This window comes from Halobacterium salinarum DSM 3754, from assembly GCF_008124605.1.
In the GTDB taxonomy this organism is placed as follows: Archaea; Halobacteriota; Halobacteria; order Halobacteriales; family Halobacteriaceae; genus Halobacterium; species Halobacterium salinarum.
This window is the reverse complement of sequence record NZ_VRYN01000001.1, coordinates 494199-510261: the sequence shown is the minus strand read 5'-3', so window position 1 is coordinate 510261 and position 16063 is coordinate 494199. Positions and strand designations below refer to the sequence as shown.

At 68.3% G+C, this 16063-nt stretch carries 17 protein-coding genes; 11 read left to right on the top strand and 6 right to left on the bottom strand.

From position 1 onward, the window contains the following. Nucleotides 1–17: 17 nt before the first annotated feature. Entirely contained in the window at nt 18–1013 is a 996-nt protein-coding gene (locus APQ99_RS02765) for a radical SAM protein (protein ID WP_136361544.1), read from the bottom strand. A 124-nt stretch (nt 1014–1137) separates the two neighbouring features. Between APQ99_RS02765 and APQ99_RS02760 the strand changes: the two genes are divergently transcribed. Further along, nucleotides 1138–2223, top strand: a complete 1086-nt coding sequence (locus APQ99_RS02760; protein WP_010903593.1) for a DUF373 family protein — start codon at nt 1138–1140, stop codon at nt 2221–2223. Between the two features lies 1 nt (nt 2224). On the opposite strand, the gene APQ99_RS02755 is transcribed toward APQ99_RS02760, so the two are convergent. Next, complete coding sequence (locus APQ99_RS02755; protein WP_136361543.1) at nt 2225–3127, bottom strand: polyprenyl synthetase family protein; 903 nt, start codon at nt 3125–3127, stop codon at nt 2225–2227. A gap of 131 nt (nt 3128–3258) precedes the next feature. On the opposite strand from APQ99_RS02755, the gene APQ99_RS02750 reads away from it, so the two are divergent. Continuing rightward, on the top strand, nt 3259–3909 hold the full coding sequence (locus APQ99_RS02750; RefSeq protein WP_136361542.1) for a YbhB/YbcL family Raf kinase inhibitor-like protein: 651 nt from the start codon (nt 3259–3261) through the stop codon (nt 3907–3909). Nucleotides 3910–3932: 23 nt separating this feature from the next. Here the strand turns inward: APQ99_RS02750 and APQ99_RS02745 are convergent, their stop codons facing one another. The 3 genes from APQ99_RS02745 to APQ99_RS02735 form a co-directional block, all read right to left on the bottom strand. Continuing rightward, entirely contained in the window at nt 3933–4901 is a 969-nt protein-coding gene (locus tag APQ99_RS02745) for an electron transfer flavoprotein subunit alpha/FixB family protein (protein WP_010903590.1), read from the bottom strand. Beyond that, nucleotides 4898–5698, bottom strand: coding sequence for an electron transfer flavoprotein subunit beta/FixA family protein (locus APQ99_RS02740; RefSeq protein ID WP_136361541.1), 801 nt, complete (start codon nt 5696–5698; stop codon nt 4898–4900). The genes APQ99_RS02745 and APQ99_RS02740 overlap by 4 nt, the downstream gene beginning before the upstream one ends. Before the next feature lie 69 nt (nt 5699–5767). Then, complete coding sequence (locus APQ99_RS02735) at nt 5768–6931, bottom strand: helix-turn-helix transcriptional regulator (protein ID WP_136361540.1); 1164 nt, start codon at nt 6929–6931, stop codon at nt 5768–5770. Between the two features lie 103 nt (nt 6932–7034). Between APQ99_RS02735 and APQ99_RS02730 the strand changes: the two genes are divergently transcribed. Beyond that, nucleotides 7035–8270, top strand: coding sequence for a DUF7094 domain-containing protein (locus APQ99_RS02730; protein ID WP_136361539.1), 1236 nt, complete (start codon nt 7035–7037; stop codon nt 8268–8270). A gap of 44 nt (nt 8271–8314) precedes the next feature. Then, a complete protein-coding gene (locus APQ99_RS02725; RefSeq protein ID WP_012289443.1) occupies nt 8315–8776 on the top strand; it encodes a hypothetical protein in 462 nt (153 codons plus the stop codon). On the opposite strand, the gene APQ99_RS02720 is transcribed toward APQ99_RS02725, so the two are convergent. Continuing rightward, complete coding sequence (locus tag APQ99_RS02720) at nt 8773–9402, bottom strand: methyltransferase domain-containing protein (protein ID WP_012289442.1); 630 nt, start codon at nt 9400–9402, stop codon at nt 8773–8775. The two genes, APQ99_RS02725 and APQ99_RS02720, sit on opposite strands and share 4 nt — an antisense overlap. Nucleotides 9403–9503: 101 nt before the next feature. On the opposite strand from APQ99_RS02720, the gene ahaH reads away from it, so the two are divergent. From ahaH to APQ99_RS02685, 7 genes are all read left to right on the top strand, one after another. Continuing rightward, nucleotides 9504–9836: an ATP synthase archaeal subunit H gene (gene ahaH, locus APQ99_RS02715; RefSeq protein WP_010903585.1), complete on the top strand. Its 333-nt coding sequence runs from the start codon at nt 9504–9506 to the stop codon at nt 9834–9836. Further along, the gene (locus APQ99_RS02710) at nt 9823–11991 is read left to right on the top strand and encodes a V-type ATP synthase subunit I (RefSeq protein WP_136361538.1); all 2169 of its coding nucleotides are present in this window, start codon (nt 9823–9825) and stop codon (nt 11989–11991) included. The genes ahaH and APQ99_RS02710 overlap by 14 nt, the downstream gene beginning before the upstream one ends. A gap of 65 nt (nt 11992–12056) precedes the next feature. Beyond that, the gene (locus APQ99_RS02705) at nt 12057–12272 is read left to right on the top strand and encodes an ATP synthase subunit K (RefSeq protein WP_010903583.1); all 216 of its coding nucleotides are present in this window, start codon (nt 12057–12059) and stop codon (nt 12270–12272) included. 22 nt (nt 12273–12294) lie between these two features. Next, a complete protein-coding gene (locus tag APQ99_RS02700) occupies nt 12295–12882 on the top strand; it encodes a V-type ATP synthase subunit E (protein ID WP_010903582.1) in 588 nt (195 codons plus the stop codon). Beyond that, nucleotides 12879–13937: a V-type ATP synthase subunit C gene (locus APQ99_RS02695; protein WP_136361537.1), complete on the top strand. Its 1059-nt coding sequence runs from the start codon at nt 12879–12881 to the stop codon at nt 13935–13937. Before APQ99_RS02700 ends, APQ99_RS02695 begins: the two co-directional genes overlap by 4 nt. After that, nucleotides 13934–14296, top strand: coding sequence for a V-type ATP synthase subunit F (locus APQ99_RS02690; RefSeq protein WP_010903580.1), 363 nt, complete (start codon nt 13934–13936; stop codon nt 14294–14296). Before APQ99_RS02695 ends, APQ99_RS02690 begins: the two co-directional genes overlap by 4 nt. A gap of 5 nt (nt 14297–14301) precedes the next feature. Next, nucleotides 14302–16059 (top strand): ATP synthase subunit A, encoded by a 1758-nt coding sequence (locus tag APQ99_RS02685; RefSeq protein ID WP_010903579.1) that lies wholly within the window; start codon nt 14302–14304, stop codon nt 16057–16059. Nucleotides 16060–16063 lie beyond the last annotated feature (4 nt).

The window sequence follows — 16063 nt, the reverse complement described above, 5'->3', positions numbered from 1 at the left end:
CGACGCAAAAACCGCGGCTACGCCAGCGGCGTCCGCTCGACGACCTGCCCGTCGTAGGTCGGATACTGCTCGACGATCTCCCCGTCGTCGATGTCGCCGTCGTCGATCATCTCTTCGAGGAGCCACCACGCCACCTCGACGTGGTCGGACTTCACGGTGTAGTACTCCTCGGGAACGCCCAACTCGCGGATGCGGCCCGCGCCGACCGTGGTCTTCCCGTAGACGAGCGTGCCGTCGTCGGTGATCTCGTCGAACTCCCGGCGGACGTTGCGCGCCATGCGCTTGAGCCGCGAGCGGTGCTGGGCGGCGTCCTTGAACACGCTCGTACAGAAGTACACCTGCTCGTGGTTGGCCATCTCCGAGAGGATGGCGTCCTTCGAGCCGTCGACGGCGCTCATGTGGCCCTCCTGGAGCTCGTAGCCCGCCTCCTGCATGCGCTCGTAGTTCCCGTCGCTCATCTCGAACTCGTTGATGTTACAGAAGTCCGCCGCGCCCTCGTCGAGGAACTCCAGGAACTCGTCCTCGGCCCGAATCCCGGGGATCTCGAAGGCGGGGGTCAGTCCCTCCTCGCGGGCGATGTAGAGGATTTCCTCCCACTCGGTGCCGTGCATATCCCCCCACAGCTCGTAGGGCGGATGGAAGCGGATCTCGTCGAGGCCCGCCTCGCTCAGCCGACGCATGTTCTCGCGGCCGCCCGTGATCCCCGTGTAGAGGTGCGTGTGGTGGTCCTCGCCGAACTCGTCTTTCAGCAGGCGCAGATACCGACAGGTGCGGTCGAGCACTTCCTGGGGCTCCCCGCCCGTGATCGAGGTGCCAAGCGCGTCCATCAGCTTCGCCTCGCTGATGATGTCCTCGTCGTCCTCGACGGGGCGCTCGTTGGCGTACACCTGCTGGACGTTCTTCCGGTTCTCGCCGAGCGGACAGTAGAAACAGTCACGCTGGTCACAGTACCCATACACGAAGAGGACCATCTTTCCCCCTTCCGCGCACTGCTCGCAGCCCTTTGAGATCATCTGGTGACGCATTAGTACCGCGTGAAGCCTCAAAAACCGTGCGGAACGCAACCGCCACCGGTGTTTCTGTGAGCGCTGCCTCCCCCCGAAGACAAATATGGGGGGGTCGCATACCACCGCCTAGATGTTGTTGGTCCTGTGCGTGGACCTCGACGACGACCTCGGCCGGAAAACGGGCGTCCCGACACCTGTCGTCGGGCGCAACGACGTCGAGCACGCCGCCGTCTCGCTGGCCGAAGCCGACCCCGAGGACAGCGACGTGAACGTGCTCTTCGAGGGCGTCCATCTCCACGACCGGTACAGCGACGACGAGGACGTCGTGGTGGCGGCGGTCACCGGCGTCGACCGCGGGGACGTGGCCGCCAACCGCGCAGTCGGCCGGGAAGTCGACGAAGTCCTGGCGTCGCTGTCGCCCACCGACCCCGTGCGCGCCGTCGTCGTCACCGACGGCGCGCAGGACGAATCAGTGGTGCCGGTGATCCGCTCGCGGGTCCCCATCGAGGCGCTCAAACGCGTCGTTGTCCGGCAAGCCCAGGACTTGGAGTCGATGTACTATACGCTCAAGCAGGTGATGAACGATCCCGAGACGCGGGGCACGATCCTGGTTCCGCTGGGCATCCTGTTGTTGATCTACCCGCTGGCGGTGCTGGCCGACGTGCTCGGGCTCCCCGGCGCGGTGCTCGGGGTGTCGTCGGCGGCCGTCGGCCTCTACGCCCTGTTCCGAGGGCTCGGCCTCGAACGCGTCGCCGACGACGCCGTCAACCGCCTCCGTGACGGCCTCTACACCGGCCGCGTCACACTCATCACGTACGTCGTCGCGGCCGCGCTGCTCGTCATCGGCGGCGTCGAAGGCGCCGCACGACTGGACGCGGTGCGCGCACACGCCGACGGCGCGCTCGCCCCAAGCACCGTCGTCGCCGCCCTCACCTACGGCGCAGTCCGGTGGTTCGCTGCCGCCGGTCTCACGACCAGCCTCGGCCAGGTCACCGACGAATACCTCGCCGACCGGTTCCGCTGGCGGTATCTGAACGCGCCGTTCTACGTGCTCTCGATCGCCGCCGTTCTGTACACGCTGTCGGGGTTCTTCCTGGAGTACGTCACGCTCACCGAACTCGCCGCGGTGCTCACGGCCGGCACGCTGGTGAGCGTGCTGTCGACGCTGGCGCTCGCGGTCGTCGAATCGTGGCGCGCCACCCCCGAAGGGTCCTGAGCTACGCGTCCCGCTCGACGACGAACTCCGCGAGATACTGCAAGTAGTCTTTGGCCTCGCCGTCCGGCAGCTCCAGCTCCGCCAGTGCCCCCAGCGCGCGCTCGGACTGCTCGCCCGCCAACCGGTTCAACGCGTCCGGCGACCGGTCCGTGACCTGCACGATGCTGGGGCGGTCCAAGGCTTCGTCGACCCCCGCGGGCTTTCCCAGCGCGTCGCTGTCCGCGGTCGCGTCCAGCACGTCGTCCCGGATCTGGAACGCCACGCCGACGCGCTCGGCGTACTCGCCGAAGCGCTCGACGGCCCGCCCGTCGGCGTCCGCTGCGATCGCGCCCAGCTCCGCCGCCGCGCGGAACAGCGCTCCGGTCTTCCGGCGCGCGAGCTCCATGTACTCGCGCTCGGTCTCCGGCCGGGCCACGAGCTCGATGGCCTCCCCCTCGCCGAGCTCCACCAGCGAATCAGTCACACACTCCATCGCGCGCGGGTCACGCGAGAACAGCGCGAACGCCTCCCCCAGCAGGCCGTCGGACGCGACGATCCCCGGCCCGTAGCCGTACTCCGCCCACGCGCTCGCCGAGCCCCGGCGCAGCTCCGACCGGTCGATGATGTCGTCGACGACCAGCGAGGCGTTGTGCACCAACTCGACGCCGACGGCGTAATCGAGTGCGTCCTCCCCGCCGGCCGACAGCGCCGCGTTCTCCCGGACCGCGGCGGCTTCGTCGGCCCCCGTCCAGACGGCACCGCCGGCGGCCTCACACACGAGCACCGTGAGCGTCGGTCGGACGCGCTTGCCGCCGGCCAACACGACGTGTTCGAGTTGGTCGCCGAGCTCCGTCGGCTCGACACCGCCGACCGCCTCGGTGATGCGCTGCTCGATGGCGGCCCGGCGCGCCTCCACGTACTCCATCACCACTCAGTCGGGGTTTCCCGGGCAAGTACCTGACGGCATCCCACGGCGAACAGCCGCCACCGGGCGGTTTCCACCAGTCTGCCCGCACACCCCGGTAGTTATACCGCCCGCGGTCGCACGACCCGCACATGCGCGGCCAACCCGTTCACCGCCGGTCAGTCCTCGCGCTCGTGGGTGGCGGTGCCGTGTCCGCACTCGCCGGCTGCACCGACACCACCGACGGCGACGCCACGACAACCACACCCGAACCGACGCCCCGGTCGGAGACACAACCGACGCCCACGGCCACCGACGACATCCCGATCGCGGGCCCATCGCCCGATTTCGGCGGGCTCGGACTGGCGAGCAGCGCCTTCGCCGACGGCGCGGCCATCCCCGACCGGTACACCCGCAGCGGCGCGGACGTGAACCCGCCGCTGTCGATCGCCGGCGTCCCCGAGGACGCCGCCACGCTCGTGCTGGTCGTCGACGACCCGGACGCCGTCGACCCCGCTGGCGAGGTGTGGCTGCATTGGCTGGTGTGGAACATCCCCGCCTCCAGAACCCGGATCCCGGCCGCCTGGACGCCTACGGAGCCAACGGTCGGCACCAACGACTTCGGTGAGCGCGACTACGGCGGCCCGGCACCCCCCGACGACACGCACCTCTACCGGTTCAAACTGTACGCCCTCGACACCACCCTCATACTCCCCCAGGACGCCACCGAGCGGACCGTCGGCAACGCCGTGCGCGGCCACGTGCTCGCAGCGACCCAGCTGGTCGGGTCACACGCGCCGTAACTGCGTGCTGCTCGCGCCCGCGCTCAGACGCTCGGCGCTTCGCCGCCGAACTCCTCGATGAGCGCCGGGACGACGTCGAAGAGGTCGCCGACGATGCCGTAGTCGGCGATGTCGAAGATCGGTGCGTTCGGGTCCGTGTTCACCGCGATGATGGTGTCCGCGCCCTTCATCCCGGCGACGTGCTGGACGGCCCCGGAGATGCCGACCGCGAGGTAGACGTCCGGCGTCACCTGCTTGCCGGACTGCCCGACCTGGCGGTTTTTCGCCAGCCAGCCGTTGTCCACGATGGGCCGCGACGAGGACAGCGTCGCGCCCGTCGTCTCGGCCAGCGCCTCGATCAACGCGATGTTCTCCTCCTCCTCGATGCCGCGCCCGACGGACACGAGGAACTCCGCGTCCGCGATGTCGACGTCGCCGCCGCCGACCTCCTCGAAGCCGTTCACCGTGGCCCCGATGGCGTCCTCGTCGATGTCGGCGTCGAACGTCGAGATCTCGGCGTCGCCGACGCCCTCGGCGGCCGGCCACTCCGCGCCCCGGATGGAGACGACGTACGGGCCGTCGCTCACTTCCATCGTGGTCTCGACTTTCGAGCCGTACATCTCCCGCGTGACCTCCAGGGTGTCGCCGTGATCCAGGCCGATGGCGTCCGAGACGTACGTGCGCCCCGTCCGGGTCGCCACCGCGGGCGCGTAGTCCAGCCCGTTCACGCTGTTCGGCGTGAGCACGACCGCCGCGTCGAGATCGCCGGCCAGCGCCGCCACGGCCTGCACGTAGACGTCGTGGTTGAACTCCGCGCCGTGCTCGACGGCGTGGACGTGATCGACGCCCGCCCGGTTCAACTCGTCGGCGAACCCGTCGGTGTCCCCGGACACCACCGCGGCGTGAAGCTCGGTGTCCATCGCGTCCGCCAGCTCCCGGCCCGCGGTCAGCAACTCGAAGCTCACGCCCCGCAGCTCGCCCCGGCGGTGATCGGCGACGGCGAGCACGCTCATTCGCCGACCACCCCCGCGTCGCGGAGCACGTCAGCCACGCCACTGGCCTGCTCGCCGGCGTCGCCCTCGATGTACTCGGCGTCGCTCTCGGTCTCGGGCTCGTACATCGCGGTGATGTCGAGGCTGGACGCAACGACGTCCGCGTCCAGCCCGAGGTCGTCGAGGCTCTTCGGCGCGATCTCCTTGGACTGCGCCTGCCGGATGCCACGCAGGCTCGCGTACCGCGGCTCGTTGATCCCCGTCTGGATGGTGAGCACCGCCGGCAACTCGACGTCGGTGAGCTCCTCGACGCCGCCCTCCAGTTCGCGGCGCACCGACGCCACGCCCTCGTCGAGCACGCCCGCGGTGTCGAGGTCGTTCACGACCGCCGCCCACTGGACGCCGAGCGTCTCGGCCAGCGCGATCCCGGTCGCGCCGAAGCTGTCGTCGTTGGCCTGCACCCCGGAAAACACCAGCTCGGGGTCTTCGTCCTCGACGACGGCCGCCAGCAGCCGGGCCTTCGTCTCCACGTCGAGCAGCTCGGTGTCCTCGATGGCGTCGTCCCAGACCCGGACCGCGCGGTCCGCGCCCTTCGCCAGCGCCATCCGGATCGTCTCCTCGGCGCGCTCCGGGCCGATGGTGACCGCGACGACCTCGACGTCGTCGCCGGCCTCAGCAAGCTGGACGGCCTCCTCGACGGCGTAGTCGTCCCACTCGTTGAGGTCGTAATCCAGGTACGTACTCTCGATCTCCGTTCCCGAGATCTCGAAGTCGTCCTCGACGGCAGCCACCTCCTTGACGGTGACGAGAACCTTCATCACCCGAGGAATCGAGCCCCCTGTACGTAAACGTTTTCGGAACCGTACGCCCGGTGTTGGGGGTTGTCCTCACTCTGCCTCGTCGTGTTCGCCGGCCAGCGTGTCGCTGTCGACGCCCTCGCCGGGCAGCGAGATCAGGTTCTCGCGGCCGATCCGCAGCTTCTCCACGCGGCCGTCCTCGTCCATCCCGGACAACACCTGCGAGACCTTCGCCGTCGACCACCGCGTTTCCTCCACGATCCGGGACTGCTTCATCCGCCCGCCGTTGTCCGTGAGCAGCCGCTCGACGCGCTCCTCGTCGCTCAACAGCTCCGGGTCGATGCGCTCGTCCTCGCGTTCGGCCGCGCTGTCGCCGCCGCCGTCATCGGGCTCCGGATCGTCGACTGTCGGCGCGGGCGACTCACCGCCATCGCCGGCGTCGACCGCCGGTCCCGTGGCCCCCTCGCTGTCGTCACCGCCGGTGCCCGGCAGCGTCAGCGTCGAGCGGCTGTACGCCCACGCGGTCACGCCCGCCGCCCCCAGAACGATCGCCGCCGCCCCCACAGTCGTCGCCGGGATCCCCGTCCCCGACAGGCCCGGCGACGGCACGAACACCAGCGACGGCTCGTCGGCCGCAAACGCTTGGCCGCCCTCCCACTGGTACGCTCCCCCGACGACGTTCGTGTTCGGGGATACGTCGTCAGCCTGGTAGTTCTCCGGTGGACGAACCCGCAACTGCTGCCCGGCACGCAGGTCACCGAACCACGACCCGGAGAACGCGTCGACGGTTATGGTCTCGTTGTCGACCGCCGCGAAGTTCGTCCACGTGAACCGCAGCGTGAGCACACCCGTCTCGTTCCCGTCGTGCTCGACGATCCGGGACGCCCGGCGGACGTCCGTGACCGACATCTCACGGCCGACACGCGCGCTCGCCCCGGGCACAGCCGCCTTGAACGTCTCCGCGGAGAACCCAGCGGAGGTCTCACCGGCCTCGAACGCCGTCGAAACCCGGTCGAACGCCACTGACCCGTTGCCGTCCCCCAGCGGGTAGGTCGCGGACACGTTCCAGTGTGCATCCCCGGTGTCCGTGACCTCCACCGTGATATCGACCGTGCTCTGTGGGCCGCTACCGGTGGCTGCCGGCATCGCCGTGGTCTCGGCTGTCGGCGCGGGCCCGTGCCCACTGCCCCCGGCTCCAACCGGGACCGCGACCAGACACGCCAGCGCGACCAGGAGGAGGAGGGCCTGCCGCATACACCGTTCGTGGTCGACGCTCGGGCAAAGTCCTTTCTATCCCACGGGTCGGCACTGCGAGTGCTCCACATCGTTTTTGACGACCCTCCGCAAACCATGGGGCATGTCCCGCGCTCCCCTCGCCGTCGCCGCCCTCGTGGTTGTCGCCACCGCCATGGCGGCGACCGGGCTCGCCGCCCCGGGACCGCCCACCGCCTCACAGCAGTCCCCCGCGGTCGGCCCCTCCCCCGACACGACGCGCGTCCTCCGGCTCACCAGCGCCGACGCCGCCGCCTTCGGGACGCCCGCCCTCTCGGTCACCGGCACGCTCGCCGCGGGTGCCACCGGCATCTCCACAGCCTACCGCCTCGAACGCCTCGACACCGCGCTGTCCGTCGCCAACACGGACGCCGAGCGCCGCGCGCGCATCCGCACCGAACTCGACTGGGCGACGAACCGAACGACCGCGCTCGTCCAGCGCGAACGCGACGCCAGGGACGCCTACGCCGCCGGCACCATCACCACAACCGAGTTCCTCACCGTCGTCGGCTCCGTTCACGCGGCCGCCACACGCATCGAAGGGTTCCTCGGCGGTCCCGACGACAACCGCGCGCTGTACACGCTCGCGGGCTCCTACAGCAACCTCACCACGCGGATCAGTCAGGTCAACACCCGCCTCCAGACCGTTCAGGGCCCGGTCCGCGAGCGCCTGGCTGCCGTCGTCGACGGTGACCGTGACGCCGTCCGCGTCCACGTCACCGTCGGCGACGGGGTCATGCTTGCCACCCGCGACGGCGATACCTACGTCCGCGAGACGGTCGTCCCGGGCAACCTCGACGCCGCCACGACCGCCGACTACGGCGACCCCATCGCGTTCATCGGTGCCACCTACCCGTGGACGAAAAACCACTCCCGTGGTGTCTCGTACTCGCTGCTCGGCCAGTACGCCGTCCTGTTCTCCGCGAGCCACGACCACGGCGAGCTGTCGCTGTACTACGACCCCTCCACGACCCACGTCTTCGTGGAGCGCCAAACCCGCCGCCTCCCACAGACGCCCGCCTCGTACACCACCGTGAACGCCACCGACACGGCCACACTCAGCGTTTCGGAGCCGTACGCCGGCGGCCCGGTGAACGTGCGCGTCGAAACCGCGACCGGCACGCCCGTCGACACCACAATCAGTGTCAACGGCACGGTCGTCGGCGCGACCGGCGACAGCGGCGACCGCTGGTTCGTCAGCCCCGCCGGCGAGTACACCGTCGCGGCGACGGTCGGCGGCGACAGGGTCACGACGACCGTCACTGCGGACCCACACCCGCCCGCTCCCGGCGGGAACACAACCACCACGCTGCCCCGGTAGACACCCCCGAACGTTCTTACCGGAGGCCCCAGCCACCTGGCCGTGTGCCGCGTGGCTCCGCCCCCGTCGTGGCCGTGGTGGCCGTCGTTGCGATCACGGTCCTGGCCGGGGCCGCCGTGTTCGCTGTCGCGCCGTCGGTGACGACACCCCCGCCGCCACAGCGCGGCGTCAGCGTTTCGGCCGCCGCCGACGGCACTGTCGCCGTGACGCTGCTTTCCGGGCCGCCGATCGACCCGGCGGCGGTGTCACTGCGGGTTCGCGTGGCCGGCACCGACCTCGCCCACCAGCCCCCCGTGCCGTTTTTCTCCGCCACCGGCTTCTACAGCGGGCCGACGGGCGCGTTCAACGCCGCCAGCGCCGGCCGCTGGCGTGTCGGCACCACCACGACGCTCGTGATCGCCCCGACGAACGATCCACTGCCGGCGGCCGGCGACCCGGTCCGCGTCACGCTGGCAGTCCGCGGCCACGTCGTCGCTGTCGCCGACACCACGGCAACGCCGGCCTAGTCGTCGGCCGCCGGTGCGCGCGCCACGGTCACGATCGCCGGCGGGCTGTTTGGCTCCTTCCGGAGCACGCGGTGCTGGATCTCCTCGTAGCCCGCCTCCCGGAACATCCGGTCGGCCTCGTCCTCGTCGTAGAACAGCATGATGGCGTCCGCGAGCTTCCGGAAGACCGTTGAGGCGGGGTAGTCCGGCCCCACGACGAGCACCTGGCTGCCGGGTTTGGCGACGCGCCGCAGCTCCCGCAACCCCTGCACGGGGTGTGGCCAGTACTCGATGGACCCCGACGACCACACCACGTCGAAGCTGTCGGGCTTGAACGGCAGGCGCTCGGCGTCCCCGAAGTGAAACGCCACCGGATCGTGTTTCCCGAACTTCTCCCAGGCCTTCGTGAGCTGGTGGGGGCTCTGATCGAGGCCGTAGACGTGCTCCGTGTGCTTCAACAGCCCCTCCGTGCCGAACCCCGTGCCACAGCCCACGTCGAGCACGCGATCCTCGGCGTCGATGTCAAGCATCGACAGCGCCTCCGCGCGCATTTCCTCGGTCCAAATGAACGTGTTGACGCGGTCGTACACCTTCGAGAGGTACTTGTAAAACGTGCGGGCCCGCGCCTTGTCTTCGAGGACTCCCATCGACCGACTGTTGGCCTGAACACGCATAATAGCTTCCGATGGCCCAGGGACTTCGCAACTACCATATAGCACGTCCGCTAACCCCCACCTGGTTAGAGCGTATGCCAAGGCCAGAGGTTCTCGAAGACATCAAATCGGCAGAGTCAGACGCCGACGACATCGTGGCCGAGGCCGAGGAGGACCGCGAGCAGCGGCTCTCTGACGCCCGCACCCGGGCCGACGAAATCCGCGCCGACGCGGAGGACGCGGCCCGCGAACTGAAAGACGAACAGCTCTCCGACGCACGAGAACAGATCGACTCCGAGCGCGACGCCGTGCTCGCGGACGGCGAGTCCGATCGCGAGGCGCTGCTCGCCGACGCCGACGCCAACGAGGACGACGCCGTGGCGTTCGCGCTCGACCGGTTCATGGAGGCGGTACATGCTCAGACCTGAGCAGATGAGCAAGGTCTCGGTGGCGGGGTCCACACACGTGTTGACGCCCGTCATCGAAGCGGTCCACGACGCCGAGTTGGTCCACCTTTCGGACTACGACGGTGGCATCGACGGGTTCGACAACGGCGACCCGATGACGGGAGCCGACGAGGCCGCCGAGAAGCTGGTGACCGTGCGGTCGCTGAAGTCCCTCCTCGACGTTTCCGAGGGGGACGCGGGTCCGACACGCATCGTCACCGACGACGCTCTCGACACCGAACTCGAATCCATCCGCGTCGAAGCCACCGATCTCGACGACCGCCGCAGCGAGCTCACCGACGATCTCCGGGCGGTCACCGAGCGCATCGACGCCGCCGAACCGTTCGCCGACCTCGGCATCGACCTCGACCTGCTGTCGGGGTACGACTCCCTGCAGGTCGCGGTCGGCACCGGCGACCAGTCCGCCATCGACGCGGCGCTCGCGGAGTCCGACCGTATCAGCGCCTTCGAAACGTTCACCGGCCAGGACACCATCGGCGTGTTCGCCTACCCGGCCGCCGACGACGACGCGGCGCTTGACGACGCCCTCGTGGGCGTCCCGTTCACGCGCCTCGACGTCCCCGACGCGGATGGAAGCCCCGAGCAGTACGTCTCGGAGCTTCGCGAACGGCGCGACACGATCCAGGCCGAGATCGAGGACGTCGACGACGAACTGGCCGCGTTCCGGGACGAGCACGCCGGCTTCCTGCTGGCGGCCGAGGAGCGCCTCGCCATCGACGTCCAGAAGTCCGAAGCACCGCTGCAGTTCGCCAGCACCAGCCACGCGTTCGTCGCGGAAGGCTGGCTGCCGACCAGCGAGTACGACGCGTTCACCGACGCCATCGAGTCGGCCGTCGGCGACCACGTACTCGTCGAGGAGCTCGAACGCGCTGACTACGAGCCGACGGGCCACGACCAGCACGTGCCCGCCGACGACGGCGCGGACGCCGCCACTGACGGCGGCACCACCGCGTCGTTCGACGAAACCGACAGCCCGCCGGTCATCCAAGACAACCCCGGGCCGGTGTCGTCGTTCGAATCGCTCACGGAAGTCATCAATCGCCCGCAGTACACCGAGATCGACCCCACGGTCGTCCTGTTCCTGACGTTCCCTGCGTTCTACGGGTTCATGATCGGCGACCTCGGGTACGGGGTTCTGTACGCGCTCCTCGGGTTCTGGCTGTCCCGCAGCTTCGACAGCGAGATGATCTCGAAGCTCGGCGGCGTCGCCATGTGGGCTGGCGGGTTCACGGCGCTGTTCGGCGTGCTGTACGGTGAGGTGTTCGGCCTGCATCTGGTCACCGAATACCTCTGGCACGGCGCGCTCGGACTCGCCGACGCGCCCCTCAAGAAGGGCCTACACGTCAGCGCGTTCGCCGAACTCTGGCTCGCGGCGAGCCTGGTGTTCGGGATCGCGCACCTCGCCATCGGCTACGTGTTCGGCTTCGTCAACGAATCGCGCTCCCACGGCCTGAAAGACGCCGCCCTGGAGAGCGGCGGCCAGCTGTTGTTGATGGCCGGCGTCGGCGTGTGGCTGTTCAGCACGCATATGCAGTCCGGCGGCGGCCCCCGCCCCGAGTTGCTGTACAGCGTCGTTGCGCTACCGCCGATCGTCGGCAAGGCGGGCCTGGCGGCTGCAGCCGTCGGGCTCGTGTTGGTCACCCTCGGCGAGGGCGCCGCCGGGTTCCTCGAGAGCCCGACGTACGCGCTCGTCAACACCGTCTCGTACACCCGAATCGCCGCCGTGCTGCTCGCGAAAGCCGGCATGGCGTACGTCGTGAACCTGCTCGTATTCGGCGCGTACGAAACCCACCTCGAACACCCCGAGACGATCGACTACATGTTCGGGCTGTTCTCCACGACCATCGAGCATGAGACACACTTCATGCTGTTCAGCGGCGAGGCCCACGGGGAAGTGCTGTTCCCCGGCCTGATGCATATGGGTGCGGCCGGCATCCTGATCGGCGTGTTGGTCCTGCTTGTTGGCCACGCGCTGGTGCTCGCGCTTGGCGTCACATCCGCGGGCTTACAGGCGCTGCGCCTCGAATACGTGGAATTCTTTAACAAGTTTTATGAAGGCGGTGGAGAGAAGTACAACCCGTTCGGTTACACACGAAACTACACCACTGAGGATTAAGTAAAATTAAAATGTTCGAAACTTTCACCCAGCTGTCCACGATCCTGGCAGAGACCGGTAGCAATATGCCCGCAATCACCCCGAAAGCCGCCGCGGCGCTCGCGGTCGGCCTCGCAGCCCTCGCCGCCGGGTACGCCGAGCGTGGGATCGGGTCCGCAGCGGTCGGTGCGATCGCCGAAGACCCCGACCTCTTCGGAACCGGGCTCATCCTGACCGTTCTCCCGGAGACACTGGTCATCCTCGCGCTGGTCGTTGTCTTCGTCGTCCCGACTCCGTTCTAATCACCCCCCGCAGCCTTCACTTATGAGTCTGGAAACAGTAGTTGAGGATATTCGAGACGAGGCCCGCGAGCGCGCGAAGGAGATTCGCGCCGACGCCGACGAGCGCGCCGATGAGATCGTCGCCGAGGCGGAAGCCGACGCCGATGACATCATCGCCGACGCCGAGGCCGAGGTCACCGCCGAAATCGACCAGGAGCGCGAGCAGCAACTCTCCAGCGCGGAACTCGAGGCCAAGCAGATGCGCCTCGAAGCACGCCGGGACGCGCTCCAATCCGTGCGATCGGCCGTCGAGGATCGCATCGTTGCCCTCGACGGCGACGAGCGCGAGGAGCTCACCCGTGAGCTGCTCGACGCCGCCAGCACGGAGTTCGACGGTGCCGACACGGTCCGCGTGTTCGGCCGCGCGGACGACGAGGCCCTCATCTCGGAGATCCTCGACGATTACGACGGCTACGAGTACGCCGGCGAGTACGACTGTCTCGGCGGCGTCGTGGTTGAAAGCGATGCGTCCCGGATCCGCGTGAACAACACGTTCGACTCGATCCTCGCGGACGCCTGGGAGAACAACTTGAAAGCAATCAGCGCCCGGCTGTTCGACGAGGAGCAATGAGCGCGTCCGGACCGGCCAACTACGAGTACGTGGTCGCCCGGATCCGCCACCGCCGCGCCGGCCTCTTCGGCGACGACGAGTACCGGAAGCTCCTCCGCATGGGCACCGGCGAGATCGCGCGCTTCATGGAGGACTCGACGTACAAGGACGCCGTGGACTCGCTCGCCTCACGGCACCGTGGGATGGACCTCGTGGAGTACGCGCTCAACGAGGGGTTGGCCGCGGAGTTCGACGCGCTGCTCTCCTGGAGCGAAGGGCGGCTGTACGATCAGCTCGCCAAATACCTCCGGAAGTTCGACGCGTGGAACGTCAAGACAGTGTTCCGCGGGCTGTACTCGCACGCCGACACCGACGCCGTCCGCGCTGACCTCGTCGACGCCGGCGAGTTCGACGCGGCGTTCCTCGACGAGTTGCTCTCGGCGGACTCCGTCGAGACGGTCGTCGACGCGCTCTCCGGCACGATCTTCGATACGTACCTCGAACCCGCGTTCGCGGACTACGAGGCCGAAGACTCGCTCGTGCCACTGGAGAACGCCGTCGACCGCGCGTACTACGAGAACCTGAACCCGTCGCAGCCGGCGACGGCGGCACAGGACAGCCCCGAAGCGCTGTACGCGGAGTTCCTGACCGCCGAGATCGACTTCCGGAACGCCAGAAACGCGTTGCGGCTCGCGCGCTCGGGCGTCTCCGTTGATCCGGCGGCGTACTTCATCGAGGGTGGCACGCTGTTCGAGGCCTCGGAGATGACGACGCTGGTCGAACGCCAATCCGATCTCGTCTCCCGGATCCAGGACAGCACGTACGGCGACGAGCTGTCCACCGCGTTGACCGCCCTCGAGGAGTCCGACTCACTGATCGGATTCGAGCACGCCCTCGACCGTGCGTTGCTGTCGTACTCGGATCACCTCTCGTACGTCTACCCCACGTCTGTGTGTCCGGTGTTGGCGTACGTGCTCGCGAAGGAACGCGAAGTAGACAACATTCGCGCCATCGCTCGCGGCCGGGAAGCCGGCATGAGCGAGGACGAAATCCAGGCGGAGCTGGTCATGCTATGAGCCAGGAGATCGCTGTCATCGGCAGTCCCGCGTTCACGACGGGGTTCCAGCTTGCGGGCGTCCGGAAAGTCGAGAACGTCGCCGACGACGAGAAAGACGATGACCTGGACGCCGCCGTCGAAGCAGTGCTCGCCGACGAGGACGTCGGCATCGCTGTGATGCACGACGACGACCTCGCGCACCTCTCACGGGGCGTTCGGCAGTCCGTCGAGGCCAGCGTGGAGCCGACGTTCGTGACCATCGGTGGCGGTGCAAGCGGTGCAAGCGGACTCCGAGACCAGATCAAGCGCGCCATCGGCATCGACCTGATGGACGACGACGACGATGCAAGTGCTGCCGACACGGAGGCAGGTGACTAATTCGAATGAGTCAAGCTGAAGCAATCACTGACACCGGCGAAATCGAGAGCGTGAGCGGTCCGGTCGTGACCGCCACGGGCCTCGACGCGCAGATGAACGACGTCGTCTACGTGGGCGACGAGGGTCTGATGGGCGAGGTCATCGAGATCGAAGGCGACGTAACCACCATCCAGGTCTACGAGGAGACGTCCGGCATCGGGCCGGGCCAGCCCGTCGACAACACGGGCGAACCGCTCACCGTGGACCTGGGCCCGGGGATGCTGGACTCCATCTACGATGGTGTGCAGCGTCCACTGGACGTCCTCGAAGACGAGATGGGGGCGTTCCTCGATCGCGGTGTTGACGCACCCGGCATCGACCTCGACACCGACTGGGAGTTCGAGCCCACCGTCGAGGCGGGCGACGAGGTCGCGGCCGGCGATGTCGTCGGCACCGTCGACGAAACGGTCAGCATCGAACACAAGGTCCTGGTGCCCCCCCGCAGTGACGGCGGCGAAGTCGTCGCCGTCGAATCCGGCACGTTCACCGTCGACGACACGGTCGTCGAGTTGGACACCGGCGAGGAGATCCAGATGCACCAGGAGTGGCCGGTCCGCCGCCAGCGCCCCACCGTCGACAAGCAGACGCCGACGGAGCCGCTGGTGTCCGGCCAGCGCATCCTCGACGGCCTGTTCCCGATCGCGAAAGGCGGGACGGCCGCGATCCCGGGGCCGTTCGGGTCCGGGAAGACGGTCACCCAGCAGTCCCTCGCGAAGTTCGCCGACGCGGACATCGTTGTCTACATCGGCTGTGGTGAGCGCGGCAACGAGATGACGGAGGTCATCGAGGACTTCCCGGAGCTGCCCGACCCCCAGACCGGGAACCCGCTGATGGCCCGCACCACGCTCATCGCGAACACGTCGAACATGCCGGTTGCGGCGCGTGAGTCCTGCATTTACACGGGGATCACCATCGCGGAGTACTACCGCGACATGGGCTACGACGTGGCGCTGATGGCCGACTCCACCTCGCGGTGGGCGGAGGCCATGCGGGAGATCTCCTCGCGACTCGAGGAGATGCCCGGCGAGGAGGGGTATCCCGCGTACCTGGCCGCGCGCCTCTCGGAGTTCTACGAGCGCGCCGGCTACTTCGAGAACTTCAACGGGACCGAGGGCTCCATCTCGGTCATCGGTGCGGTGTCGCCGCCCGGCGGGGACTTCTCCGAGCCGGTCACCCAGAACACGCTGCGCATCGTGAAGACGTTCTGGGCGCTTGACTCGGACCTCGCCGAGCGCCGACACTTCCCGGCGATCAACTGGGACGAGTCCTACAGCCTCTACAAGGACCAACTCGACCCGTGGTTCACGGACAACGTCGTCGACGACTGGGCCGAGCAGCGCCAGTGGGCGGTCGACATCCTCGACGAGGAATCCGAACTCGAAGAGATCGTGCAGCTCGTCGGGAAGGACGCGCTGCCCGAGGACCAGCAGCTCACGCTGGAAGTCGCGCGGTACATCCGCGAGGCGTGGCTCCAGCAGAACGCGCTCCACGACGTGGATCGCTACTGCCCGCCCGAGAAGACGTACGCCATCCTCTCCGGCATCAAGACGCTTCACGAGGAGTCCTTCGAGGCGTTGGACGCCGGTGTGCCGGTCGAGGAGATCACGTCGATCGACGCCGCGCCGCGCCTGAATCGTCTCGGCACGACGCCCGACGACGAGCACGAGGCGGAGGTCGCGGAGATCAAACAGCAGATTACCGAGCAGCTTCGGGAGCTCTACTGACTAC